A 26,058-nucleotide genomic window follows, 5' to 3' on the forward strand; every position below is an offset into this window, starting at 1 on the left:
AATGACCGTTTTCACAATGAAAACAGATTCATTTTTATTATTCCTACCTGTTTAGTAAGTTATATACGTATAATAAAGGCAGTCTATATACCTGTCAAACGTTTTTTCCGATTTTTACCGTATTTCTGGGCTATTGGTAAAAAAAAGAGGAACAACGAACCATCGTCCGTTGTTCCCTTCAGCGAATCCCATGCTTCGCTGGCTATTGAAAACATGAACGGAATTGGACAGCCACACCTTGTCCATTCCTCATCTGCCCGCATACCGGATATTGGGTACCGGTGGTGTGCTCATGCCTTCTCCCAGATAAAAACCGGTGTGTGGCGGTTGGTTGTAGGCTACATTTTGCCAAGCGACGCCAAGACGGTACACCGGATCATGCATCAGCGTATAGATGCGTTTGTCCGTAACTGCTGTTGTGGTATAGATCCGCAGTGCTGAGCTGTCATTCGTCCGCCATACCACTTCCTCTCTCCAGTCCCCGAACAGATCGGCCTGCAGATTCGGCGTAGACTTGGTTCCGTTGTTGGAAGAAACGCCGGATGCGGTGAGTAGGTTCATCGTTGTGCTGTTGGCATAATTCCACTTGTCGATTCGGTTGCTGTCCAGCAGTTCACGGAGCAGATCCCCATCCCACCAGATGCCAAAATTCGTGGAGGATGGCAGGGTTGTCCCGAGCTTCTGCCCTTTGGCCGTATACAGACTGCCGTCTGCCCATACTTCAGCACCTTTATATCTTGGATCAATATCTGCCGCCATGCCGCGTCCAATATCCTTTGTTGTTTTGACTCCCCAGATTAACTGGCCTGTACCTGCATCCCGGAACTCTACTCCCGCATTGGACGGTGTCTCATGGACCTGAAATACCTCAAGTCCAGAGCGGTCCGGGTCCAGGTCACTCAGATGCATGGCATCGCCATGATGAAGTCCTGTCGTGTACAATCCTTTGCCGTTATCGTCCACCGCCATGGCGCCATAGACGATCTCGTCTTTCCCATCCCCATCCACGTCCGCCACACTCAGATTATGATTGCCCTGCCCGGCATAACCCGAATTGCCGGATGTATTGGAATCAAATGTCCATTGTTTGGTCAGCTGTCCATTCCGCCAGTTATAAGCTACCAGTACGGTACGGGTGTAGTATCCACGCGCCATGACCAGACTTGGGCGCTCTCCATCCAGATAAGCAATGGCGGCAAGGAATCGGTCCACCCGGTTTCCATAGTTATCTCCCCAGTCGGATACATTGCCACGCGCCGGTTCGTAGTTCACCGTGGAGAGCGCTTTGCCAGTCTGCCCATTGAAAACCGTCAGGAATTCGGGACCAGACAACACATAACCGCTAGAATTGCGGTAATCCTTGCTTGCATCCCCGATGACCACGCCAGTACCATCCTTGGTGCCATCGGCTGTTTTCATCGCAACCTCGGCTTTGCCGTCACCATCGAGATCATACACCATGAATTGGGTATAGTGAGCGCCGGCACGGATATTTTTGCCCAGACTAATCCGCCAGAGGCGTGTTCCGTTTAATTTGTAGGCATCGATAAACACTTCCCCGGTATAACCGCTCTGGGAGTTGTCCTTGGAGTTGGAAGGGTCCCACTTCACGATTAATTCATACTCACCATCACCATCCAGGTCACCTGCACTGGCATCGTTGGCACTGTAGTTGTAGGCTACTCCATCGGGCGTTGTCCCACCTGCGGGTACACTGAGCGGTACAGATAGATAGTTATTGCCCCACACGCTTGCTGCCGCTGAAGCAGCTTGCTCCGTTCCACTGACGACAGCGCGAACCGTGTATTTGGAACTGCTTGTCCCGCTTGCATCCTGAAGGTTGGTGCTGTTTGTTATGGGCGTAGCGTTCACCTTGGTTCCATCCCGATAGACGTTAAACGATACATTCGACCCTTCCGTTCCCAAAAGCCGCCAGCTGACAAACACACCTGTCCCGGTCTTCACAGCCACCACACCGCGGTCCAGATATTCCATCTGCCTTGCTCCCGCTGCATGTGTTACCGATGTGTTGCCAAGGCCAAGCGAAGTGACCAGTAACGCGGAACTCAACAACGATACTCCGGCTGTACGTAATGTGCGCTTCCACAATGATGACCGATTTCCCATAAACAATTGCCTCCCCAATTGGTTTGGTAAGCCCGATGCCCTTGTAGCGCCATCTTTTTATGTAAGCGCTTTAATATATTCATTTTAAATTAAACATATAATTCCATCTATAGGTCTAATTTAGTAATTGAATGGTGGTACATGAAAAAAGCCAAAGGATTTCTCCTTCGGTTAGCCGTTGCCCATTCTTCGAATTGCTTCAGTCGACTGGAATCACAATCAACTAACTCACGGATATGGGACGATTCCCATGTTCTCATAAAAAGACTAAAAAAAGCTGTAAAACCATGTGTTTCTCCATGATTTCACAGCTTATAGACGACCACTTTTTAGATGTAATATTCCACGTTTACTTCACCGTATTACAACTTTTATACCACAGGCGCAATACATACCGGACGAGGCAGTTCCAGCTTGAACCCGTTATGCGTCAGACGTCCGTCTTCTTCACTGATCTGGAAACCTACGAGGTTATTGCTGTCCTGATTCGCCACAACCAGAATCCCACCTGGCAAAATATTAAAGTTACGCGGTGTCTGCCCAATTGTGGACGTCCACTCTACGGCTTCCAACTCACCGCTCTCCTGATCAATATGATAGAGCACGATGCTGTCATCTCCCCGATTGGATGCATACAGGAAACGTCCACATGGAGATACACGGATGTCTGCAGCCGTACCCTCTCCTTTATGCCCTTCTGGAAGTGTGGAAATGTGCTGCACCGTAGTGAACTCCCCTCTGCGCTCATCGTACAGGAATGCCGTAACCGTGTTGTCCAATTCATTGATCACATAAGCCCACTTCGAGTTGGGATGGAACACAAGATGCCTCGGCCCTGCGCCTGGTGGCTGATCCATCTCACGATGGGTAACCAGGCGTCCCTCTTCCAAGCGATACACAATGATCTGATCCAGACCGAGGTCACATACGACCGCATACTGCCCGGACGGATCGGGTTGAATGGAGTGTGCATGCGGCCCTTCCTGCCGTTCTTCGTTAATTCCACTTCCCGTGTGCTCCACCCATGCACTCATCTCACCAAGCGTCCCCTGATCGCCAACCGGGAATACATTTACACTGCCGCTGCTATAGTTGGATGAGAACACCCACTGACCATTCTTGGAGACAGACACATAACATGGAGAAGCCCCTCTGGTCTGTTTTCGATCCATCAGGTGCAGCTCACTCGTTGCCGCATCTCTCCGATAGACCAACACCTCTCCCTCGTCCGTCTCACTCGCCACATAAAGAGAGTTTCCATCCGGGGATAGCGCCAGATAAGACGGATTATCCACACCATCCATGTGATTGACAATTCTCATCTCTCCTGTATCCGCATTCAACGCACATAGGAATATTCCGGGTTCATCCGCTGACGCATACGTACCTGTGTAGAAAAGCGTTTCCTGAGTTGTGACTGGTTCCATAACTAAATCTCTCCCTTATCCTGTATATTCACTGTTCTGATTCTTCCCACTGGTATGTACTTACCCAATTCACGGGCAACTGCTTCACTTCATGTAACGTGGCTTTCTAAATCGAGAACACCTCCGGTGAGCGCTCTCATATCTGGCATTGACTCCCTTATCGCCTCTCACCATAATACAAAGTATGAGACCTAACAACAGACCACCCCTACAGCGTAAATCTGACGGATTTCGTATGCAAAAACTCATTGTGCTTCCGGACTCCCTGCTACAAGAAACCGCAGCTTATCCGGTCACGTCCGGATTATACGTTACCGATATCGGTTACTTTCACGAAGCGGAGCATCATTACCGTGACCGTCCCGATGGTTGTGAATCACACATTCTGATGTACTGTGTCCAAGGCACAGGCTGGTATACGATGGATGGCAGCAAGACATATGATGTCAGCCCGGGAAACCTCGTTATATTACCTGCACATGTCTCTCATGTGTATGGTGCCAACGCAGCTGAACCATGGAGCATCTTCTGGATTCATCTGCGCGGGGAACACGCTTTATCCTACATAGAACCCTTGTTAACTCATCATATTACTACCATGCCACCGGCCAAGGCTCAAAAATGGCTTGAGCTGTTCCATGAATGTTACGGCGCACTTGAGACGGGTTACTCCATGCAGACGATGACATATGCCTCCCAGATTATTGGCTATATGCTTGGCATGCTCGCTTATGGACCGGAGACGACAGGGACAGATGGTGGGATCGTGAGCAGCAAACGTGCGGCCGAGCAATCCGTCCAATATATGCTGGAGCACCTGGAGAATGGAATCACCCTCAAGGAACTGGCAGCAAACGCGCGGCTGTCTGTCCCTCATTACTCTCAGTTATTCAAGCAAGCTACGGGGCATTCGCCCATCGATTATTTCCTGCGGCTGAAGATTCAGCATTCCTGCCGCTATCTGGATTTTACCGATTGGACCGTGAAGCAGATCAGTTCCGAGCTTGGATTCAAAGACCCGTACTACTTCTCCCGTCTGTTCAGCAAAATGATGGGACGTTCACCCACGGATTATCGAAATAAATCCAAAGGTTAGAGGCAGTGCCTTCACTTAGCCCTTTCTGAATTAATAGGAATTCAGTTGGAAAATTACAGCAACCTTTTGAACAGAAGGGTCGTCTATAGGGGCAAATAACTTTTATATAAAGGGATCATCCCTGGAAAAGTGAGGCGAACCTATCATGAAAAAAAATATACTTGCTACATTAACTGCGGGGGCTCTGCTCACGCTGTCTCTAAGTGCAGGCCCGATTAACGCTGCGCAGGCCCAATTCACGGATATTCAAGGTATCGCAGGAGCAGACAAAATCGAATCTCTCCATAAAGATGGATTCATCAAAGGTGTGAGTGACAGCTTGTTCAAACCTGAACTGGAGTTAAATACCGCTCAGGGCATTCAACTGATTGCGGACGGCCTGAATCTGAATCTGGACACGATTCGTTTTATCAAAATGCCGGTACCAAGTGACTACTTCTCTGCTGTAAAAGATGGCGTATGGTACAGTGATGCATTTATCCGCGCCCAATATAATGGCATTCAGATGTCACAGGATGTCGATCCGTCCAAACCGCTTACTCGTGAACAATTCACACTGTTCCTGATGCAAGGCATAGAGGCCAAAGGCGGTCTGCCGATGATTAATATCAAACCTGTGGACATTACCGACGAACAGGAACTTACGCCAGAGTATCAAGGTGCCATTCAGCGTTCACTCGTTCTCAAAATCAATGAACTGGATGCCGACGGAAACTTCAATCCCAAACAAACGATTACTCGTGCCGAAGCAGCAGTGATGATGTATAACGCAATTGAGTACATGGAATCGTTCCACGCACCACAAATCCCGGAGACACCTGAGAAGTAATCATTTCATGATGGAAGTCTGCTATTAGAGCCCCAGTGAACGGTCTTTTCATAAAACACCGATATGCCAAAAGCCCGCACCTTCCCTCAACAGGAAAGTGCGGCCTTTTGTATTATACCTATATCACTGATGCAATCATCAAATTTAACTTTCTAACTTAGAAAGAACCTTTAACAACAACCTCAGACAACGGTAAACGTCCTGACGGGCGAGCTGGCTGTGCAGCTTTACCTACAGTAATCAACAACGTTGGCAAAAATCGTGCAGGAATGTTGAATGTTTCCATCAGTTTTTGTGGATTATATCCACCGATTGGACATGTATCGTAACCCAGGGAGCGTGCAGCAAGCATAATATTTTGGGAAGCAAAAGATGCATTGCGGATCGCTTCATCGCGAGCGATTTGCGGGCTCTGGTAAGCACCGTTGATCTGTCCAACCAATGCGTCACGAACCTCAGCAGTCAGTGCGCCTGCTTCAACAGCTTGATCGTAGATTACGGTGTTACGGTTTGCTTCCAAATCTCCAAGAACAGCAATCGTAACTGAACTTTCCACGATCTGACTTTGACCGTAAGCAACTGGTAGCAATTTCGCTTTGTCTGCTTCGGATTCAATCACGAGGAATCTCCAGTGTTGCAGGTTCCATGAAGATGGTGCTTCCGCAGCTGCTGTCAGAATCGCATTGAGATCAGCTTCAGGCAATTCAAACCCTTTTTCATACTTTTTGACAGCATGGCGTTCGCTAATAACGCGAAGTGTTTCATTTTTTTCAATGCCTGACATGTGTTCCACTCCCCAGAATCTAGTTTGTTTATACTTCTTTACTTTCGCAAGGTGATCTTAAAGTATGCTCTACCAAGGATTTGCCTTCCGAAAATAACATCAGCGCAGACGATCTCTCCCCATCTGTGTTCACGTTATGCCCGGAATCGCCTGAGAACATCAATGGATCTTTCACCGGAGCACACGCCAATGCCATAACTTGCCCAACCATGCCTGACTAAACCAAGGCCATATCATGAAGGACCATTCGTTGTGGACTCCGTCAGGACTTCTCCTTTGCAGGCAATCCATTCAGCGACAAGGTTATCGCTTCCCCATGACCTATGCGCTCTTTCACATCTTGAATGGATATACGGTCAAAATAAGCGCTGAGCGCCTCTTCGCCTCCGTTATATATGTTCCCCATCACATCCTGCATATTGGAAGATACCACGCACGATGAACCGGACTCCCCTGAGCACCAGTTGGGACCGAGTGAACCACCAGCTACCAGTCTGTACAATTCTCCAAGCTTGATCTCTTCACTTGGACGGCTAAGCAAGTACCCACCATGAGCACCTTCCTTGGTCGTCAGGTAACCATGCTTGCGCAGAACACTAAGTACCTTACGGACTCTGGCCGGGTGTGTACCCACACTCTGGGACAAATCTTCACTATTGGCCATACACTCATCTCTCATCGACAGAAAAACAAGACAATGCACCGCTATGGTAAATTCGCTGTTCATAACTTACTCCCTTCCCGGCTTACAACACCGATGAACTCAACCCAAGGTAAGTATAACTGTCATTATATGAATAACAGTTATGTTTGTCAACTTTCACCCAGGATGGGGATCAAACGTGATTTTTCCTGTTATACCAATACTTACAGCTCTTCAACACAATTAAGCCAGGATTAACATCCCGTCTTCATTTTAATCCAAAAAGAACAAAAAAGTGAGCCTTCCGCTACGCGAAGGGCTCCAATAAGATAGACATATGAAAGGGCTTACGTGTTTATTATAATCGGTAATCTTCAATTTGAAAACGCTTTTTTTGTAAAGTGAATCATTATTTTAAATTTTTTTTATTTGAATAAATTGAACAACAGGTATTGCTAAAACTAATGCCATTACTTATTATACTAATATCATTAGTTTTAAGGAGGGTTTATCGATGCGCATTACCCGAGAATTTGATGTTGTTCAAGTTACGTTTTTTCCAAGACTCTTCCCTGTGAACGTATACCTGGTTGAAGAGGAAGACGGATTAACCCTGATTGATGCCGGAATACCGCTCAGTCTTAATGGGATTTTGGCAACTGCCCAGTCCCTTGGAAAGCCCATTACCAATATCATTCTGACTCACGCTCATAGCGACCATATTGGTGCATTGGATCGTCTCAAAGAGGCACTGCCCCAAGCCGAGGTCTTCATCTCCAGACGGGATGCCCGGCTATTGGGGGGTGATACTTCCCTTCTTCCCGGTGAATCGCAAACCCCGGTACGCGGCGGCGTACCTAAGCCCAAAGCGATGCGCACCCAGCCAAGCCACTTGCTGGATGACGGTGACCAGATTGGTTCACTGGTCGCCATTGCCTCACCAGGACATACGCCGGGGCATATGTCCTTCATGGATACGCGCAGCCGCGTGCTCATCGCTGGCGACGCGTACCAGCTGCACGGCGGCCTTGCCGTATCCGGCCGCATGCGCCCGCTCTTCCCGTTCCCCGCGCTGGCGACGTGGAACCGCGAAGCGGCTCTGGCCAGCGCGAAGCGCCTGGCGGAGCTGGAACCGTCCGTGCTGGCTGTAGGCCACGGACGGATGCTGCGCCAGCCCGCGGCCGCCATGCGCGCGGCAACCGCTGATGCACAGCAGCGGTTCGGTCTTGCCGGGGGGCAACTGTGAGCCCCCGGCAAGGGCTGGATCGCGGCGCTTTGCTCAGCGCCGCCACCCAGCTTGCTGACAGCGACGGCTTTCAGGCGCTGACACTCGCCGCGTTGGCACAGCGGCTGGATGTGCGCTCGCCGTCGCTCTATAACCACATCAGCGGACTTCCCGGGCTTCGCCAGGAAATGGCGCTGATGTCCGTACAACAGCTTAGCCGCGCATTAACCGCGGCTACGGCTGACCGCACAGGCGACGATGCCATCCAGGCCATCGCTGCGGCATACATTGGCTTCGTCCGCGAGCACCCCGGGCTGTACGAAGCCTCATTTCATGCCCCGGATCGCGAGGAGCCACGGCTCGCCGCGGCCAGCACAGCTACGCTGGAGTTGCTGCTGCACAGCTTGCAGCCCTACCCGCTCACCGAAGCGGAAGCATTGCATGCCGTTCGTGGTTTGCGCAGCCTCTGCCATGGATTTGCCTCCATTGAGGCACAAGGCGGCTTCGGCATGGACTTTGATCCGGACGAAAGTCTGCGTCTGACCGTATCCGCCTTCCTGCACGGACTCCGGCATCTTCACGAAAACTAGTACGCACGCATTGCATCATGAAAAAGGACTGCAGAGGAACTGCAGTCCTTTTTCATTGCCGTGTACTGGTACATCCCATAGATTTGGAAGTAATAATGTTATATTTGCGCCAATGACTTTTAACACATTAACATCCACTTTGAATTTATCTTTCATCGGCTTGTGTTCTTTATAATTTCTTTTAATACAGAAGTAATACAGTAGAAAAAGGGGCGCCTCGGTTGCGTGATGCTATGATCGGTGCCCTCTGACCAAAATCTAACGAACCGAGGACACGCTATAACGGCAATTAGAGCGAATAACAACAATTAACGAACTCCACACGTCCTATTTCGCAGAAAACTGGCTGCAGGACAGGAATATTGAGTATATTCCGTCATTTAACGTGTCTGTGATTCGTTACATTTACCAACGTACCAAATTAGGCCCAATAAGATGTGCTGAGTTCGTTAGAACGTGCTACGTACGGTGCTTCAGATCACGATGTCATAGATACTCGTCCACTCATCATATTGGCGCATAAGTCCAGACACACATTGTGTTATGGACTCTAAATATGGAGTGTTCATGCTCCAAATTGTATTGATCATGCGGATGCGGGTACATGACTAGACAAGGATTTTACCTTGCTCGTAATGCACATGGTAGTACATGCTTTATTTCTATTCATGTATAGATCACGCTATAGTTCAGTGCACACATTGGGGCGATTCTAGATACGGAGCTTACCCTGGTCGTGATGCACACTTTAGGACTTGTTTTAATACGTGTTTTAATACGAATCATTTTATAGATCACACTACATGTACGCCGCAGTGGGTTAATCATTGTTGAGGATCTAGCTACAACTCCCATTGTTCAGGGTGGAAAGGGTCTGAAACGTATTCAATCTACCCAGTCCCAGTCCCATTTCACCTGGCAATCTGATCCTTACTTGATACGCCCTGTCTCTCAACCACACTTTTGCCACTAACAACGACGCACTTCTCTAATATGTACATCTCCCGTTCCTCTCCAAAGGTGGAATGGACTTTCTCTTCCCTCTTTCCATCGAAACGGTTCTCGATAGCCTGTCTATGGCCATTGCTGTCGTCCATCCTGCACTTCATTCAAAATATGCTTCATCACGGGCACGTACACCTTCCAGTAGAACATGTCCGGAATATCTTTCTGATCGGGCGTAAGCTTGGATCGGACGACCTCCCATCCCCGGATTCGGCGCCAGAAGGAATAATGCTTCATCTCACCGAATGACCCTGCCATGTAATACGCCCGATTATAGTCGTCATATCGGACCAGTGCAGCAAATTCCGCAGGAATTCCTGCATCCACCAGCTTCTGCTCACCTGTCTCCGTCAGATCCGTCTTATACCAGGCCAGTATGGAATTCTTCTGTTGCGGCACAATGATATCGAACCAGCCATTGTAATGTATATCCTGGGTTATACCGCTCCAATCGCTGCCTTCCGGTGTAAAAGCAACCTGTATATTGCCTGTCTTCACATCCGGGCCTTTCTCCAGCACTATGACCTGCCCATCTACATGAACCAGCATAATACCAGCCCCGGAATATGGCCATTTTTTCTTCTTCCGCTGCTCATAATTCGCCCGAACCCACCGGGGGACTTCTTCCATACTTTGCAGATTAGATACCGATTTCCCTTGCCATCCACTGCTATTCACTCCCAAGATGGGATACAGCTGCTCCCTGGTCATCTTCGAAGCCGTATTTGCCAATGCACTGTATTCGGCAACAATCGTTACGCCTTTATAAGCAGCCTCCCGAATCTTCTGCACATCATATATCGTTAATCCTTCATAGATTCCGTCTTGTTTCCCTTCACTCTTCTGTGCAGACAGACTGCTGCGATTCGCCGTCAGATAGATCAGATCCGTGTCTGTCAACTCATCAGGCAGCAGTTGTTTCATCCGGGGAAGCCCCTTCTGAATATCATAGCCGTAATAGTCCTCTTCATACGAGTAGTATTCCCCTGTGTGCTGTACAATTTTCTGTTGATTCAGAAGCCAAACCAACCCCTTGTGCCCCTGATAGGACAAGTCCGGTCTGCTCTTGTCAATAATCATGATGTTCAGTGGAACCGCAGCCTGAGATTGCCACATAATCCAGGGGACAACCAGCACCACCGATACCACTGTACAACAAGCCAGCGTCCACATCGTGGCTGGCCTGTAACTTTTTTTCATGAAGCGTATTCCTCCTTGCTCTGTTCCAAGGTATTGCCAGGATCGGTTGGTAGATTACCCTAATCCATGTCTGCTGTCCTTTTCCTCTGCCTTCCGCAATCCCATAGCCTGCAACATGCCATATATACGGGATATGTTATTCAGCGGTCTGAACCAGAACGTCTCCGTACATGCATACAACAGCAGACGTGTCACCTCTCGGGACGTATATGCCTTGCGTGAACACCATATTTCGAACATCACCACACTTGCGGACAACAAGGAACCATAGAGGGTCAGTAGCAGAACGAGAATGATGCATAGGTTAATATCCACCCACTGTAGCCCTATGCCTGCAATGAACAGCACGATCGCTCCCAGTTCCAACACAGGCCCCAACAATTCGATCAAAATAAAATACGGGATGGATACCATCCCCATCCAGCCATAGGCCGGATTGAAGATCATGCTCCGCTGAGTCCATAAACTGCTTGCAAGCTGCATGTGCCAACCGATACGCTGTCTGCACAGCTGATGCCATGTACCGGGTACTTCTACCCTGCAGATCGGATCGGGAATATATATAATACGGCCACGTTCCCGAATCTGCTTCATATGTTTCTGTAACCGCATCACCAGTTCCATGTGAGCGACCTGGTCATCGCACTTGTAACCTCCAACTTCCAACACCCGGTTCTTTTTGAATATACCGAATACTTCAGACGTAAATAAAAGCACATTAATATTATAACGAACAAGTCCCACACCGCTAATCAGAAAAGCACGCACGTATTCAATGGTCTGCATTACATACAACGTACTGCCCATCCTTCTTGCGCCGTTGTTGGTTGAATCCGCATGATTCGTATTTCTGGGGGCCATGAGATCTACTCGTCCACTACAAGCAACGACCTCTTCTCCTGGGAGAGCATCCATAACGGGTTTCATAATCTTCACCAATGCATCCCGTTCCAGAACTGTCCTGGGTCCAACAGAGGCGATATAAGGATATTGCGAGATATTCAGACCTGCATTCAGGGAGTCCATTCGTCCTCCATATTCCTTGTCGATCACAACCAGACGATGATGCAACCTGGATTGATAGACACATTTAATCTGAGCTGTCTCCTGGCCGAGTCCCGAATAATGAACTTTACTCCGAATGGGCATGAGGTCATAGATTTCCTTTAACCGTGACATTGTTCCATCCTCTGCTCCATCATTAATGATAATAACCTCATAGCGTGCATATTGAATATCCAGCAGACAGCTAATTCGCTGTACGATCGTATCCTCGCTATTCCGCACCGGAACAAGCAGGGATACCGCAGGAGCCAGTTCTTCATCCAACATCTCATGATATTGCAGCGGGTCCAGATCCCTCCGGCGGATCAATGTGCGAGCGGCAGCAACTACCAGAACACTACACATCACAATCGCTAACACCAGATAGATAAATATCCCCTCGTAACATGCCAAAACAAAACTCCGCAGCATCTCAATCCATCTTTCGTCCATACTGCATCCTTTCCAGCGTTTCCTCCGCTATCTGCCTTGCATATTTATCCGGATGGTTTACAGCCGTATCCCGGAGCTCTTCAAGTCCCTGCTCGTACCGGGCAAGAGAGTTCGCCGCTTCCTGTCGGATCTGAAAAGAAGGATCACCCATCATTACCTTCAGTCTAGGAATAAAAGCATCCGCATGAACAGTACCCATAAGCTGGGTCACTGTTAGTCTTTCAGAGCGTTGCCTCTCCTCACCAGATTCGTTCCATACCAGCAATAGCCCCTTCAGCAACTCTTCGCGACCTCTGCTCACTTGAGCCAATGCCTGATAAGCGTGGGTACGCAGCAACGCATCCTCTCCAAGAATGAGCTTCTCCAGTAGAACAACGGCACCCTCCGTCTGGTCATCTCGAATACGAATGGCATGGACGATATTAGACTGGATCTGGTAAGGTACATCCTTAAAATGATCCTTCAGACGAGTCCAGGTTGAATCGGTAAGCAACAGCAGAATCCGCAGATACTGCGAATCGGACCATACATATTGCTCACGCAACAATTCCTTCACGATTCTGAAATAACCGGTTCTGGCATATATGCGCAATATGATGAAGCGTTCAAGCGGCGTACAGGAAGTAACCCGCAACATATCCTCTAACCTGGGCAGAAGCTCTATCATATGAAACTGTTCAATATATAACAACGTGTTGACCCGTTCACTCCACTTTCCCGACTTCAGAACCGACCGGTATGAACTTCCAAAGACTTGCCAGGATAACAGACGAATTCGCAGAGTCTCGTGCTCTACCGGACCTTGAGCAAGCCGTTGCAATAACAGCTGCTGCAAAACGCTCTGTTGATCTCCACTCATATTTAATAAGTCTACGCCGATTTCTCCCTCGTTCAGGTACCGTTGTAGAAATGAACCTTCTGCAAGCAATTCCTGCATCCGTACCGTCTTAACCTTTTCCCTGCGCCTACTGCTATATTTCATCCATAAGATGTAACTGTAGATAACCAGCAAAAAAGCTAGTACACTTGCACATATGAGGCTGACCACATGTACTAACCAATCTGTATTGCCTACAAGCCACCCTCTATGATGTGAGCCGATAAGTTTGATATACATCCATTGTTGTCCAATCATTGCATGATTTCCCCTTAATCGAATAAACAGCCTTACAACGGGCACAATAATACAAAATTTTCAAATACACCCTGTGAATACATATCGGGTATATGATACACTAAGCTTTCTATCGGCTTTCTGCGTTTGTGATATAATAGGAACTGAAAATTCCGGCAATTCGTACTGGGTTCCGGATCACCGGATAACATATTATTCCAGAAAGAGGGAGTTCTACGTGGCTCAAATCAGTCCGTACTACCTGCAAATCGGAGCAACCGTGGGCATGCTCGTCATGGCACTGCTTGCCATCTTCATCCGCATGAAAGCCAGTCACAGACCAGTGACCATTCGCAAAATCCTTATTCCTCCGCTCGGCATGAGCACAGGATTTCTAATGTTTGTTGTACCGGCAACACATGTTCCTCTACTCTGGGCATTCTTTGCGTTTCTGGTGGGCTGGTTCCTCTTCTCCTATCCCCTCATTCGCAGTACACGGTTTGAACGAGTAGGTGAAGAAATTTTTGCCACACGTTCTCGCAGCTTTGCTTTTATTTTGCTTGGATTGCTGGCCGTACGCCTGATTCTGCATGAAGTCATTCAGCGATATGTAAGTATTCCGCAAACAGGCGGATTGTTCTTCCTGCTGGCTTTTGGCATGATTGTACGCTGGCGTGTATATATGTACAAACACTACAAAGAAGTGCTGGTCGCCGAACACTAGTCACCCTACATAGACCACGCACAGATTTACAGATAAAAAAGACACGTTCTGCTGCACCCTCGGTGTGCAGAACGTGTCTTTTCGTTTTCAACCTCATTGTACATGTAAACCATTCGATATCTATTCAGGATCTGCAACCTTAACCAGTTGCTTGCCCAGATTATCTCCCGAGAAGAGGCCCATGAATGCTTCCGGCGTCTGTTCGAACCCGTCCACAATGTTTTCTTCATACTGTATATGACCTTCCTTGATCCATTTCGCCAACTTGGCGCGGCCTTCTTTGAAGGATTTGGTGTAGTCACCCAGCAGGAAACCTTTCATTAATGCTGTATTTGTTAACAGCAATGTCTGTGGTCGCATCCCGATATCCGGTTTCTCCAGATTATAAGACGAGATCTGACCGCATAACGGAATACGTGCATTCCGATTGATGTGGCGCAAGACTGCATCCGAGATGTCACCGCCCACATTGTCAAAGTAGACATCTACACCATCCGGGCAAGCCCGTTCAATGGCCGCTGACATATCCTGCTCCTTCTTGTAGTTCAACACCACGTCGAAGCCCAGCTTTTCTTTCAAATAAGTGCATTTCTCATCAGAGCCTGCAATACCAACCACGCGTGCTCCCACAATTTTACCAATCTGACCTGCAATCATGCCTACCGCTCCGGCTGCTCCCGATACAACAACCGTTTCGCCGTCCTTCGGTTTGCCGATGTCCTCCATACCAAAATAAGCCGTCAGACCCGTCAGGCCCAGCGCACCCAGGTAAGCCGTGATTGGTGCTTCTTCGGTATCAATTAGCGAAAGATCAGCCGTATTCACTGCGGCATATTGCTGCCAGCCCCACATACCGGATACGAGGTCACCTTTGCGCAGATTCGGTTCCGAAGATTCCACAACCTGTCCAATGGCTCCACCCTTAATCACTTCATTTAACGCGTACGGTGCAGCATAGGATTTTGTATCTTTCATGCGGCCCCTCATGTACGGATCGACCGACAAATATAATGTACGTACCAGAACTTGCCCAGCTTCCGGTTCGGGAAGAGGTGCATCAATGAAGTTGAAATTCTCTCTGGATGGGGCACCTTCGGGACGAGACGCAAGTACGATCTGTTTATTTAAAGACACCAAAATTACCTCCTTGTTGCCAAGTGGACGCAAGGTTAACCCTTGTCAGCTGAGATCACTTACCACTGGCTCTGTGTTATCACTTCTTAATAGTTTAAACCGAAACAGGCGGTTCACAAACGTGGGCCACCTTGAAATATGCAAATATCGTCACATTGTAGCTGCTTTTGGCTATTATTGTGCTGTCAAAATCACTGGACCATCCGCCGTAATCGCAATCGTATGTTCATACTGGGCAGACAGACTTCCATCCAAAGTACGAGCAGTCCATCCATCTGAATCCAGCTTACTTCGGAACGTACCAATATTCAGCATCGGTTCGATCGTAATAACCATGCCTTCCTTGAGACGAGGACCCCGATGAGGCGGACCGTAGTGAGGGACTTGTGGTTCCTCATGCATCTTCTCCCCAATGCCGTGTCCGATAAACTCACGCACAACCGATAGGCCTTCACCTTCTGCATACACTTGAATCGCATTGGAGATATCTCCGATCCGGTTGCCCACCACGGCAAGTTCAATGCCTTTGTACAGAGAGTTTTTGGTTACATCCAGCAGATGTTGTGCTTCCGGAGTCACTTCACCTACAGCATATGACCAAGCCGAATCCGCCAGCCAGCCATTCAGATTAACGACCATGTCGATTGTAACGATATCGCCGTCTTTCAGTGCATATTTCCCCGGAAACCCGTGACAGATCACATCATTAACCGACGCACATGTCGCATATTGGTATCCGTTATATCCCTTTTGTTCCGGCGTAGCGCCATTTTTCTTCATAAAAGCTTCTGCAAACTGGTCGATCTCCTGTGTCGTAATACCTGGACGAATCATCTTTGCAATTTCTCTATGGCATGCGGCGAGAATTTCTCCGGCTTTTTTCATATATTCAATCTGTTCTTTGGTCTTCAATGTAATCATAACAACTACTCCTGTCCGTTAAAATCTTATCCTGTCCTCTATTGTAACGCTAAACGCTCAAAATAAAAAATTCCGTGCAATCAGTAACATCCTATTATACGCCAAGCTCCTGTCCAATGAATACAATTTTCCATGAAAAAATCGAAACCCCTTCTGATCTGCCCACGTATATACTTAAAACAGTTGAAGTCGAAAGGGTGAAAGCTCATGTTCAAAAAGATTATCGGCAAACTTATCGATTCCAAATCCTCATCTCACCGCAAACGTCATAGCTCCTCCGACAGGCGCTCATATAAACGTCACAGCAGTTCCTCAGGCAAGCGCTCCTACAAGCGCTATTCTTCTTCGGATGTGAAATACCGGGATAGCCGTAGTGGCTCCGGGTATTACAAAAGCAGAAAATACAGCTCCAGCTAAGCGGCTTCCACGACTGCTTATAAAGAGCCGTGATCGCACCAGCTTACTGGACGCTACATTAAATGAATATGTAATAAAGGGGTGTTCGCCAGCCGTACTTACGGCCAGCAGAACACCCCTTTATTGTTTCTATATAGTAAAAAGGAAAAAGACCCCTACAGGTATCATACGAAGAGGTCACGGATAACTAGTATAGGTCCACCTACAGAGCTATTTCATTGTAATTTCAGCAACACCTTCTTAATCTCTGCCTGTAACTCCATCGCCCCGCCTTCATAACCCGGACGAAGTCCAAGGAGTCGCTCCAGCATCTGGTGCAATTCCGGCGTAAGCTTAAGTTCCTCCTGCCAGCTGGCGGGTTCACGGCCCTTCTCTGGCTCATAAGCCGAATACAGCATAAAGAGAAGAAAGTGGCCGATATCCTGCAAATCATGATCCGGTGTAGCCGGTTCATCTTCAGGCTCAGGGACTTCACGCATACGTCGCTTTAGCTCCGGCAACAACGGCTCCCCCAAGCGTCTCGCCAGGCCAAAGTCAATCAGATGCACCGTCCCTTCACGTAAAATAACATTGGGAATCCGCACATCTCCATGAATATATCCCTGCTCATGCACATGAGCCACCGGAGCCAGCAGTTGACCTGCCAATTCCACACATTCCCGCTCCGTATATCGAAGACCTTGCTCAAATATGCAATCTTCCAGCGTCTGTCCACGAATATACTCGGTAACGATATAACTTCGTCTCCCGGATGTGAACACATCCAATAGATCAGGGATCGCCGGATGATGCAGACGTCTCATCACGTCCGCCTCCCGCTCCAACAGATGCGCAGAGAGTCTGCCCTTGCTAGGCTTGGACTCCTTCAACGCCACTTCCCTGCCGTTCTGGTCATCTGTACACAGGTATGTCAGCCCATAGCTCCCCATACCCAGCAATTCCTGTATTGTATAACGCTCAGCAATGGTCGCGCCTTCCCGCCGAGGACGATCCGTCCATAGTCCGAGCACTCTTTGAAAGCTTCGTCGCAGCTCCACAGATCCTCCCACGCCAGCTTCCTGATCCACTCAGTCTTTATCTACACTGAGCAGTCCGTTGCCAGTCTTCATGTTGTATGGAGCTTATTATATCAGGCCGATACTGTAAAATCACGATGGGTAAATGCCTGTTGCTCAAGCTTCCTTATGCTTCTTGGGCAGGAACCCGAACAACATACGCAGGGATACTCCTTTGGGTTTGCGTTTTCTTCCCTGGAAACTGCGCAGATTGGTTACGAGTTCACGATCCCGCTCCTCTTCCAGCTTCTCGTTCATCCATAAACGCTGTTTTTCCATCTGTTCCTGAAGAGCCATATGTGTCTCCGCCAGATGCTGAAGGGTCAGCTCCAGTTCATCGACCCGCTGTTGCAGTAGCTGTACCCGATCATCCTGCTGTTGTTCCACGGCACCATAAGTCACCTCACTTACCAGTTGCCCCAGACCTTCATAGGATCTCAGATTACCCATTATTTCAGGTTCTTCAGGGAATACGGATGACATGACTGTCGCTGCACATTCCGTCTCTGACAGACCTTCAATTCCCACCACCGGGACATCTACTTCTACTACAGCTACAGGTACTTCTGGAGCCAATACAGTCACCACAGCATCAGCCAGGGGTAGATTATGCTCTCTGAGTTCAGTCATCAGCCGTTCAATGCACTCGATGTCGTCGGACTTGAATAGTCTGGATTTGTTGGCTGACCGTTCGAACCGGTATCCCTGTTCTTCCAGTGCCGCCGCATATTTACGAAGAGTACTGGCACCTATGCCCAGGCTCTTGGCCGTTTCCGTCGTTGCTCCTGCTTCTTCAATCATCATTAATTCCCTCCCGGAATGAAGTCTTTTGGGAATCAATTTCATAATACCTTTAGTGAGTTATGAAATTGATTCTTGGATAAAAACATTATGGCTTCAGCGTTCCTTTTTTTGGAACCGTCATCGGATCGGGGCAACCTGTCTCATGGATCAAGTATGCTTATCTTTTGCTTGTCCGTATGTATTCGTCAGCTTCTCGGCAGATCCCTTTGGCGGTTTTGTTCTGTTTCTGCGGATTCCTAAGAAGTTTTGTCAGGTATATGATCCGCACAAATAACCCCCAATCCGACAACTAACATGAATGCTGTCATGTCGAATACACAGGTGCAAACGCCGTCAAATCTTATGATTATGAATTATTCATGTCAATTTTGTTAACTCCGTTACTCCAATACGCTCCCGCGATAGCGGATATCATTGCTGCACAGCTTTTCCATGTGTTATCTTATGTAACGTAGAAGTGCATTCCAGCATAAAATAAAGGACTATACTTAACATAGGACGCTTTAGTAACGGATAAATATCAATCTAAATGGGGGCTGAACGGCAGTGTTAGGCAAATCAGGCAAAGTAGCGGTGATCGGGGCGGGTCTTGTCGGTTCGAGTTGTGCGTATTCCATGATTAATCAATCGATATGCAGGGAAATTATGATGGTGGACCGGACGTATGACCGTGCTGTAGCACAGGCACTGGATTTTTCCCATTGTATGGACTTCACACATAACCGCACCAAAGTATATGCAGGCATGTATGCCGATTGTGGCAATATGGATGTGATTATCTTAACCGCCGGGGCGAATCCCAAGCCAGGACAGACACGGCTGGATATTCTGGAGGAAGCGGAATCGATTGCCAAAGACATCGTGGTCCCGATCATGAACAGTGGATTTAACGGGATTTTTGTCGTCGCTGCCAATCCGGTTGACATAGTAACTTATATGGTATGGAAATTATCCGGCCTCCCCCGCGAACACGTCATCGGTACAGGCACGTCCATTGATTCTTCACGACTCAAAACGCTGCTGTCTGAAGTCTTCTCCATCGATCCACGCAGTGTGCATGGTTATGCTCTCGGGGAGCATGGAGAATCCCAGTTCGTAGCCTGGTCCCATGTGACCATCGGTGGCAAACCGATTATGCACATCATGGATCAGCACAAGGAGCGCTTCAAACATCTGGATCTGGAGGATATCGCACGCAAAACAAAGGATGCCGGCTGGGAGATCTTTACCCGTAAAGGTTCTACCCAATTCGGGATCGGCAACGCCCTCGCGCACATCACTCGTTCCATCCTCAATGACGAACACAAGATCATCGCCGTATCGGCCATTCTGGACGGAGAGTACGAGCAACACAACGTTTGCGTCGGTGTTCCTGCAATCATCGGTGGCAATGGCATTCAAGAGATTATCGAATTGAATCTGGATGCAACGGAACGTGAGAAATTCAACAGCTCCTGTGAAATCCTATCAGGTAACATCAATCGTCTGACACTGGTATAAGCCATTCGTGTACAACTCCACTTTGTATGCTTCAGCTCAACTTCAAAAGCCGGCCAACGCAAACATGCCAATAATACTCCATGCGAGGAGGATTATTGGCATGTTTGGGTTTATTATTTTTCACAGCCAGATGAATCAATTTCATAATTGATTTGAGTAGTTGTTCAATTCGGTGCAAGCTGAGGTTCGTCCCTTGGCCCCCATTGCTGTAACACCCGCTTCAACTCACTCAGCATAACCGGTTTGCTAATAAAGTCACGCATACCCATCTCCAGACAAGCTTCCTTATCTTCACGTTTGGCATTGGCTGTAACTGCGATGATTGGAGGTATGCGATCCTGTGGAATTAGGCGGTGTAACAGGTCTGTCGCCTTCAGTCCATCCATCACAGGCATATGAATATCCATCAGGACAATATCATAAGCATTCTGAGAGATGGCATCAATTGCTTCCACACCATTAGTACATACATCTGCGTGGTATCCGAGCTTCTCCAGATATTCTCGCAAAATCTTCCGGTTCACCGGATGATCCTCCGCCACCAGAATACGCATGGCCACTTTATCACTTTGACGTGTGCGATCATGATGGAACTGACTTGCTGTCTGTTCTGCTGAAGCTTCTACACTCGCCGCAGGAACAGCAAACCGGAAGGTTGAGCCTTCCCCTTCTGTACTCTCGACACTGATACTGCCTCCCATAATCTCCACCAGTCGCTTGGAAATGACCAGTCCCAGTCCGGTACCACCATACTTCCGGTTAATCACCGGATGCAGTTGAGAGAAGGACTGAAACAACTGATCCAGCTTGTCAGCCGGGATGCCAATTCCCGTATCTTGCACCGCAAAATCAAGAACACTGTCTTCAGGCTTTCTGCCCTTGATAATATCCACGGCAACCTCAATGCTTCCCTGATCTGTGAACTTGAGCGCATTGCCAACCAAGTTCACCAGAATCTGCCGGATACGCATGGCGTCACCGACCATGAACTCAGGGATGCTCGGATTGAGACGATATCTGATCTCCAGATGTTTCTCATCTGCAAGCGGTTTAAACAGTTCGGCAACTTGTTCCAGCATCTTGCGTAATGCAAATGGTTCATAAGCCAGTGCCATTTTCCCGGATTCCAGCTTACTGAAGTCCAAAATATCATTAAGGATGTTCAGCAGAGCATCGCCGCTGTCTCGAATAATCTCGGCATATTCACGCTGTTCTTCCGATAAATCGGTACCGATCAATAATTCTGTCATCCCCACGATCCCGTTCATCGGTGTCCGGATCTCATGGCTAACCATCGACAGAAATTCTGACTTGGCCTGAGCTGCCAGCTCAGCTGTCTCTTTGGCACGTACAATTTCACGTTCGCCAGTCACATCATTAAATACAACCACCGCGCCCTGAATCTGTCCCTGTTCAATAATCGGCGTCACCTGATACTGCACCAGAAAGCTGCTGCCATCTTTACGCCAGAATACATCTTCCTTGATTGAACGTATCTGTCCATCCAACACGGTCATGTGGATCGGGCATTCTTCTTGTGGCAAATGACTTCCGTCTGCACGGGTGTGATGGATGATGGGATGTGAGTTTTTGCCAATGAATTCTTTCGCCTCATAACCGAACATCGAAGCTGCTGCTGGATTCATAAACATGGTGATTCCATCCGCATCCAAACCAAATATTCCTTCCGTAACCGTGTTGAGAATCAGCTCATGTTGCTTGCTGAGCTCCTGAATCCGTTCCGTGTATTCCTTGCGCTCGGTAATATCGGACACGATCCCATAGACGCCCACCATTTCCTTATCCACAATAATGGGCACATTCGTAACAGATACTTCAATCTTCCGACCACTTGAATTAACGACTCGGGTCTCATAATATTGCGGTTCGCCTTGCTTCACCATGTCAAAATAATGTTTGCCATGTTGCACTTCGCATTTATCCAGATTGGATAAAAAAGATTGGCCAATAAGCTTATTGCGCGGAATATCCAACATTTGCACCAGTTTGCTGTTCACTGCGCTGTATTTACCTTCCAGATTCAATGAATACACAGCTGCCGGGTTATGCTCGAACAACGATCTGTATCGCTGACGGCTTTCCCGAAGACGTCTTTCCGCATCCTTATGCTGGGTAATATCCCTGCTGATGCTAACAATCTGGACACTCTTGCCACGCTCTCCAGCAACAGGTTTCGCCAATGTCTCCATCCAGATATAATGTCCCTTCTTGTGCAACACACGCATCTTGCAGCCATTGCCGATCTTGGAAAGATCCAAAGGGTCCGGATAATCTCCCGAATAACAATAATCCTTGAAGGACTTTCCTATGACTTCCTCCGGCCTATAACCCAGTAAGGTGTACACGGAAGGGGAAACGTATAACAACTCGCCATCCGTAGCACAAGTTGTAATCAGATCTTGTGCATGGTCAGCCAGCACCTGATATTTCTCCTGTGCCTCCTTAAGCTCACGGTGCACTTCCAGGATATCGGTAACATCTTTGGCAATGCCATAGATTCCTACAACGTCTTTTCCCTCCGTTATAGGCACATACGTTATCTCTGCCTGTTTCAGGGAACCATCTTTATGATAAAAAGTAATTGGATTACTGACTGAACGTCCAGCCAGTACCTCTTTAATGTATTGTTTGCGTGAATTTTCACTGTCCGGAGGACAGATCTCACTCTGATTCATACGAATCAAGTCATCCAGTGTATACCCAGATATCCGCTCTACCGAGGGATTAGCATCAATATAGTTTCCATGGATGTCCATTACATAAATGGCATCCGGATGGTTAAAAAACAGTGATTGGTAAGAACTTCCCTCAGAAATAATGCGCTTCAGGGTTTCCGTTTTATTAATATCCAAGGCTTACCCCTCTTTTCTCAGCCAATATCTTCATCTAACAGCAGGGATTAATTATCCCTTACAAAAATAGGCCTACCCTCGAATAACCATGTAAGCCTGCCTAGAAACAGCTTTTTTTATTTTACCAGATTCTCGTCTCATTTTACTTACAATCTATGATTCAATTCACATGATGTGTGAGGTAATACTTGGAATTTTAATATTACTCAGGAGGCGTCTTCAAAGGCAGACAAGTTATACAAGGATCAATGTAAGCCTCTAACAAGCTTGAAGTTCAATTCCAAGTCAGCTGATTCTGGCGAATGGCTAAGCGATTTTCTAAAGAACTCAGGACATCTTATTTGGCGTCCATGTGCCCTTTTTAAATTTTAAGGAACATCAGACACGTTAATCCCCATAATCTCCTGACAAAAACGCTGCAAACAGTTGTTTCATTGGATATAACATGTCTCAGATTCCTTAGATTTCTGAGATCACTTCAAATCCTTGAATAAGACTCCTCAGGTTCGTTAGGGAGTTGACCATTCATGATGGGTGGGTCAGACATTAGAAAAAATCCTCCTGAAGCATACATACAATAGAGCTTTGCATGTTTTGCTTAAAGAGGATTTTGATCTACGATAACCAAGGGTGTAACGGATTATTCAGATTTCTTTTTTTGCAAAATACATCATGCCGATTCCAATGAAAATAACAGCACTGCCTCCAACAACCGCCAGCATTGTGATCAGTGGAACATTGTAGGCTCCGAAACCTGCACCGTCCACGGGTGTCATCAGAATCATCGGTTGTGCCCATGGATAATACGGCCCATATGTCGCCGAGTTTACAATGAGAATATTCGGTATGGTCAGTGCAAAATTCAGTGCGAGCGGTGCGGCAAAGCTGCTCCACACCAATGAAACGAACATCTGCAGGGCAGCCAGGGGTACACATGCCAGCAACCCAAGCAGCAGTTTGCTCGCCAAGAATCCCCAAGGTACTGGCATTGTAATGCCATGAACCAACCCTGCCAGCAGAATGGACATCAGCAACAATGCTTGCGTACCCGCCAGAAGCATGAGTACAATCGTCAGTTTACCTGCATATACGCCTGAACGTGTGAGCGGTAAAACCAGCATCTGCTTCCACCCTCCACCTGCATGTTCAAAACGGCAGACAAAGGACGTAAACACGCCAGTCAGCATCGGTAACAATAACAATCCGTGCAGGAAAACCATCGTGGTCATCAACACCTGCCAATTCCCCGATGGCGTGGACAACAGTCCGATGAGCAGCGCAATGAGTGGACTCAGCAGAATCAGGAGCCATATGGGCGATTTACCCATTTTCAATCGTTCAGCGGACAAAATTCGGAAGTACGTTGTTGCAAAGCTCATATCAGGCCACATCCTTCCGGCTAAAATGCATCATACCCAGCAACAGAATCAATAACCCTAAACCTGCCCCCATGCCTGCATACAGGTATGGATTAGGCCCATTCCAGGCCATCTGTGCCCAAGCGAGCGGAAAGCTCGGTGAGATACTGAGTGAGAACATACCCGTTATCGCGAGAACGATACCCAGGGTGACGGGAAGCGCCTGATTTTTGTTAACCATCGTGAGCCACAACTCCAGTGACAACACCGGAAGTGCACCAGCCAAAGGCAATAGCCCCAGCTTGATCGCATGTGTCCAAGGTATTTCGCTGGCATGGAATCCGAGGATCAGACCCAGACCTACAATTCCTGCGGTTAGCAGCAGGCAGGAGATCACCAGCAGCACACAAGCAAGCAGGAACTTGGCTAAATACACGGCTGGTCTGGGAATGGGCATTGCGAGCAACTGTTTCCACGATCCCTGTTCATGCTCAACATTGGCGATCATGGAGCTGAGAATGGTTGCTCCCAGCATCAGAGACAAGGGCACAAAGACAACCACATTGCCGAGCAATCCGCCCCACAGGTTATCTGCATACTGCTCTTTCAGATAGTCCAGCCGTAAGCCAAAATTAAGCGCCTGCATCGCTGTCAATCCAAGAGGGGCCAGAAAAACAAGAAACCAGATCCCTTTCCCCCGAATCTTGAGCCAGTCTGACGATAATGCACGCCCGGTCATATGGAAGCCCCCTCGCCAATGACCCGCATGAACAGATCTTCCAGCGACTGACGCTGTTCCTCTACACGATACACATCATGATCCTGCTCAATTAATCGGCGCACAAGCAGTGCCACTGAACTGTTATCCATATAAGGGAACGTTAATTCAGAACCTTGTTGCTGACCAAATTGTCCCTGTTCTCTCGCCAGCTTCATAGCCTCTTCCGGCTCGGAAACCGTTAACCGGATAGAGCTACCCGTCTGACTATGCAGACTTGCGATGGTATCCTGAAGCACCATCTTGCCTTCACGGATAATACCAACACGACTTGCCATCTGTTCGACTTCACTCAGCAAGTGGCTGGAAACCAGAACGGTAATGCCATGTTCCAGCGGCATACGTTTGATCAGTTCCCGAATCTCCTGAATGCCAGCAGGATCAAGTCCATTCGTCGGCTCGTCCAGAATCAGCAACTCCGGTTCACCCAGCAAAGCGCTGGCAATACCCAGACGTTGCTTCATCCCAAGAGAATACCCCTTCACCGAACGTTTGGCATCCTTGGTCAGATCTACAATGGACAGCACTTCAGCAATTCTTGATTTTGGTACATTGATGATGCGGCGCAAAGTTTCCAGATTCTCTACGGCGTTCAGATGTCCGTAATAGGACGGGTATTCGACCAAAGAGCCCACACGGCGCAAAATATCCATGCGATCCTTGCGGATATCCTTGTCAAAGACACGGATCACGCCTTTGGTTGGTTTAATCAAGCCGAGAAGCATGCGAATCGTTGTTGTTTTGCCGGCACCGTTGGGACCGAGGAAGCCGTAGATATCTCCCTTTTTAATATGCAGATCAAGTTCACGGACCGCTGCACGGTCCCGGTATGTTTTCCATAGATTCGCCGTTTGAATAATATTTTCACTCACTGTATGATCACCTCAGAACTATCGTAACCTTCCAAGGTTAAAGCCAAAGTAGCCTCCAGTTTAAGTTTAGTTTAAAAAAGCTATT

The 26,058-nt window shown here is 48.0% G+C and carries 22 protein-coding genes; 7 read left to right on the top strand and 15 right to left on the bottom strand.

The window, feature by feature from the left end:
* Nucleotides 1-249: 249 nt before the first annotated feature.
* Together J2Z28_RS21640 and J2Z28_RS21645 are read right to left on the bottom strand one after the other, a co-directional pair.
* Nucleotides 250-2,127 carry a rhamnogalacturonan lyase gene (locus tag J2Z28_RS21640; RefSeq protein ID WP_415841473.1) on the bottom strand — a complete coding sequence of 626 codons (1,878 nt, stop codon included), beginning with the start codon at nt 2,125-2,127 and terminating at the stop codon, nt 250-252.
* 371 nt (nt 2,128-2,498) lie between these two features.
* Nucleotides 2,499-3,554, bottom strand: a complete 1,056-nt coding sequence (locus J2Z28_RS21645) for a lactonase family protein (RefSeq protein WP_211084241.1) — start codon at nt 3,552-3,554, stop codon at nt 2,499-2,501.
* 235 nt (nt 3,555-3,789) lie between these two features.
* Between J2Z28_RS21645 and J2Z28_RS21650 the strand changes: the two genes are divergently transcribed.
* Together J2Z28_RS21650 and J2Z28_RS21655 are read left to right on the top strand one after the other, a co-directional pair.
* Entirely contained in the window at nt 3,790-4,650 is an 861-nt protein-coding gene (locus J2Z28_RS21650; protein ID WP_211084242.1) for an AraC family transcriptional regulator, read from the top strand.
* Nucleotides 4,651-4,795: 145 nt separating this feature from the next.
* Nucleotides 4,796-5,479 carry an S-layer homology domain-containing protein gene (locus J2Z28_RS21655; protein WP_211084243.1) on the top strand — a complete coding sequence of 228 codons (684 nt, stop codon included), beginning with the start codon at nt 4,796-4,798 and terminating at the stop codon, nt 5,477-5,479.
* A 157-nt stretch (nt 5,480-5,636) separates the two neighbouring features.
* Here the strand turns inward: J2Z28_RS21655 and J2Z28_RS21660 are convergent, their stop codons facing one another.
* Complete coding sequence (locus tag J2Z28_RS21660) at nt 5,637-6,263, bottom strand: nitroreductase family protein (RefSeq protein WP_017690935.1); 627 nt, start codon at nt 6,261-6,263, stop codon at nt 5,637-5,639.
* Between the two features lie 262 nt (nt 6,264-6,525).
* Nucleotides 6,526-6,990 (bottom strand): RrF2 family transcriptional regulator, encoded by a 465-nt coding sequence (locus J2Z28_RS21665; RefSeq protein WP_091038227.1) that lies wholly within the window; start codon nt 6,988-6,990, stop codon nt 6,526-6,528.
* A gap of 430 nt (nt 6,991-7,420) precedes the next feature.
* On the opposite strand from J2Z28_RS21665, the gene J2Z28_RS21670 reads away from it, so the two are divergent.
* The gene (locus J2Z28_RS21670) at nt 7,421-8,152 is read left to right on the top strand and encodes an MBL fold metallo-hydrolase (RefSeq protein ID WP_211084244.1); all 732 of its coding nucleotides are present in this window, start codon (nt 7,421-7,423) and stop codon (nt 8,150-8,152) included.
* A complete protein-coding gene (locus J2Z28_RS21675) occupies nt 8,149-8,721 on the top strand; it encodes a TetR/AcrR family transcriptional regulator (RefSeq protein WP_211084245.1) in 573 nt (190 codons plus the stop codon). The genes J2Z28_RS21670 and J2Z28_RS21675 overlap by 4 nt, the downstream gene beginning before the upstream one ends.
* Nucleotides 8,722-9,795: 1,074 nt before the next feature.
* On the opposite strand, the gene J2Z28_RS21680 is transcribed toward J2Z28_RS21675, so the two are convergent.
* From J2Z28_RS21680 to J2Z28_RS21690, 3 genes are read right to left on the bottom strand one after another with little or no spacing between them, the layout of a single operon-like run.
* Nucleotides 9,796-10,926: a hypothetical protein gene (locus J2Z28_RS21680; protein ID WP_211084246.1), complete on the bottom strand. Its 1,131-nt coding sequence runs from the start codon at nt 10,924-10,926 to the stop codon at nt 9,796-9,798.
* A gap of 54 nt (nt 10,927-10,980) precedes the next feature.
* Nucleotides 10,981-12,423: a glycosyltransferase family 2 protein gene (locus J2Z28_RS21685; protein ID WP_211084247.1), complete on the bottom strand. Its 1,443-nt coding sequence runs from the start codon at nt 12,421-12,423 to the stop codon at nt 10,981-10,983.
* Entirely contained in the window at nt 12,404-13,558 is a 1,155-nt protein-coding gene (locus tag J2Z28_RS21690; protein ID WP_211084248.1) for a HEAT repeat domain-containing protein, read from the bottom strand. The genes J2Z28_RS21685 and J2Z28_RS21690 overlap by 20 nt, the downstream gene beginning before the upstream one ends.
* A gap of 217 nt (nt 13,559-13,775) precedes the next feature.
* On the opposite strand from J2Z28_RS21690, the gene J2Z28_RS21695 reads away from it, so the two are divergent.
* Nucleotides 13,776-14,261 carry a CcdC family protein gene (locus J2Z28_RS21695; protein WP_036607484.1) on the top strand — a complete coding sequence of 162 codons (486 nt, stop codon included), beginning with the start codon at nt 13,776-13,778 and terminating at the stop codon, nt 14,259-14,261.
* Between the two features lie 120 nt (nt 14,262-14,381).
* Here J2Z28_RS21695 and J2Z28_RS21700 read toward each other — a convergent pair whose 3' ends face one another.
* Both J2Z28_RS21700 and map read right to left on the bottom strand, forming a co-directional pair.
* A complete protein-coding gene (locus J2Z28_RS21700; RefSeq protein ID WP_211084249.1) occupies nt 14,382-15,395 on the bottom strand; it encodes an NADP-dependent oxidoreductase in 1,014 nt (337 codons plus the stop codon).
* Between the two features lie 174 nt (nt 15,396-15,569).
* Nucleotides 15,570-16,316 (bottom strand): type I methionyl aminopeptidase, encoded by a 747-nt coding sequence (gene map / locus J2Z28_RS21705; RefSeq protein WP_211084250.1) that lies wholly within the window; start codon nt 16,314-16,316, stop codon nt 15,570-15,572.
* Nucleotides 16,317-16,523: 207 nt separating this feature from the next.
* On the opposite strand from map, the gene J2Z28_RS21710 reads away from it, so the two are divergent.
* On the top strand, nt 16,524-16,733 hold the full coding sequence (locus J2Z28_RS21710) for a hypothetical protein (protein ID WP_074093270.1): 210 nt from the start codon (nt 16,524-16,526) through the stop codon (nt 16,731-16,733).
* A 215-nt stretch (nt 16,734-16,948) separates the two neighbouring features.
* On the opposite strand, the gene J2Z28_RS21715 is transcribed toward J2Z28_RS21710, so the two are convergent.
* Both J2Z28_RS21715 and J2Z28_RS21720 read right to left on the bottom strand, forming a co-directional pair.
* On the bottom strand, nt 16,949-17,770 hold the full coding sequence (locus tag J2Z28_RS21715; protein ID WP_211084251.1) for a serine/threonine protein kinase: 822 nt from the start codon (nt 17,768-17,770) through the stop codon (nt 16,949-16,951).
* Between the two features lie 135 nt (nt 17,771-17,905).
* Nucleotides 17,906-18,592 carry a hypothetical protein gene (locus tag J2Z28_RS21720; RefSeq protein ID WP_211084252.1) on the bottom strand — a complete coding sequence of 229 codons (687 nt, stop codon included), beginning with the start codon at nt 18,590-18,592 and terminating at the stop codon, nt 17,906-17,908.
* 546 nt (nt 18,593-19,138) lie between these two features.
* Between J2Z28_RS21720 and J2Z28_RS21725 the strand changes: the two genes are divergently transcribed.
* Nucleotides 19,139-20,092 (top strand): L-lactate dehydrogenase, encoded by a 954-nt coding sequence (locus J2Z28_RS21725; RefSeq protein WP_211084253.1) that lies wholly within the window; start codon nt 19,139-19,141, stop codon nt 20,090-20,092.
* Between the two features lie 164 nt (nt 20,093-20,256).
* On the opposite strand, the gene J2Z28_RS21730 is transcribed toward J2Z28_RS21725, so the two are convergent.
* The 4 genes from J2Z28_RS21730 to J2Z28_RS21745 all read right to left on the bottom strand — a co-directional run bounded on the left by J2Z28_RS21730 (nt 20,257) and on the right by J2Z28_RS21745 (nt 25,973).
* Nucleotides 20,257-22,965, bottom strand: coding sequence for a PAS domain S-box protein (locus J2Z28_RS21730; RefSeq protein ID WP_211084254.1), 2,709 nt, complete (start codon nt 22,963-22,965; stop codon nt 20,257-20,259).
* 644 nt (nt 22,966-23,609) lie between these two features.
* Nucleotides 23,610-24,344, bottom strand: a complete 735-nt coding sequence (locus J2Z28_RS21735; protein WP_211084255.1) for an ABC transporter permease — start codon at nt 24,342-24,344, stop codon at nt 23,610-23,612.
* A gap of 1 nt (nt 24,345) precedes the next feature.
* The gene (locus tag J2Z28_RS21740; protein ID WP_211084256.1) at nt 24,346-25,062 is read right to left on the bottom strand and encodes an ABC transporter permease; all 717 of its coding nucleotides are present in this window, start codon (nt 25,060-25,062) and stop codon (nt 24,346-24,348) included.
* Nucleotides 25,059-25,973 carry an ABC transporter ATP-binding protein gene (locus tag J2Z28_RS21745; RefSeq protein ID WP_211084257.1) on the bottom strand — a complete coding sequence of 305 codons (915 nt, stop codon included), beginning with the start codon at nt 25,971-25,973 and terminating at the stop codon, nt 25,059-25,061. Before J2Z28_RS21745 ends, J2Z28_RS21740 begins: the two co-directional genes overlap by 4 nt.
* Nucleotides 25,974-26,058: the final 85 nt, after the last annotated feature.

Origin of the sequence: Paenibacillus xylanexedens (genome assembly GCF_017874615.1) — a bacterium.
GTDB lineage: Bacteria > Bacillota > Bacilli > Paenibacillales > Paenibacillaceae > Paenibacillus > Paenibacillus xylanexedens.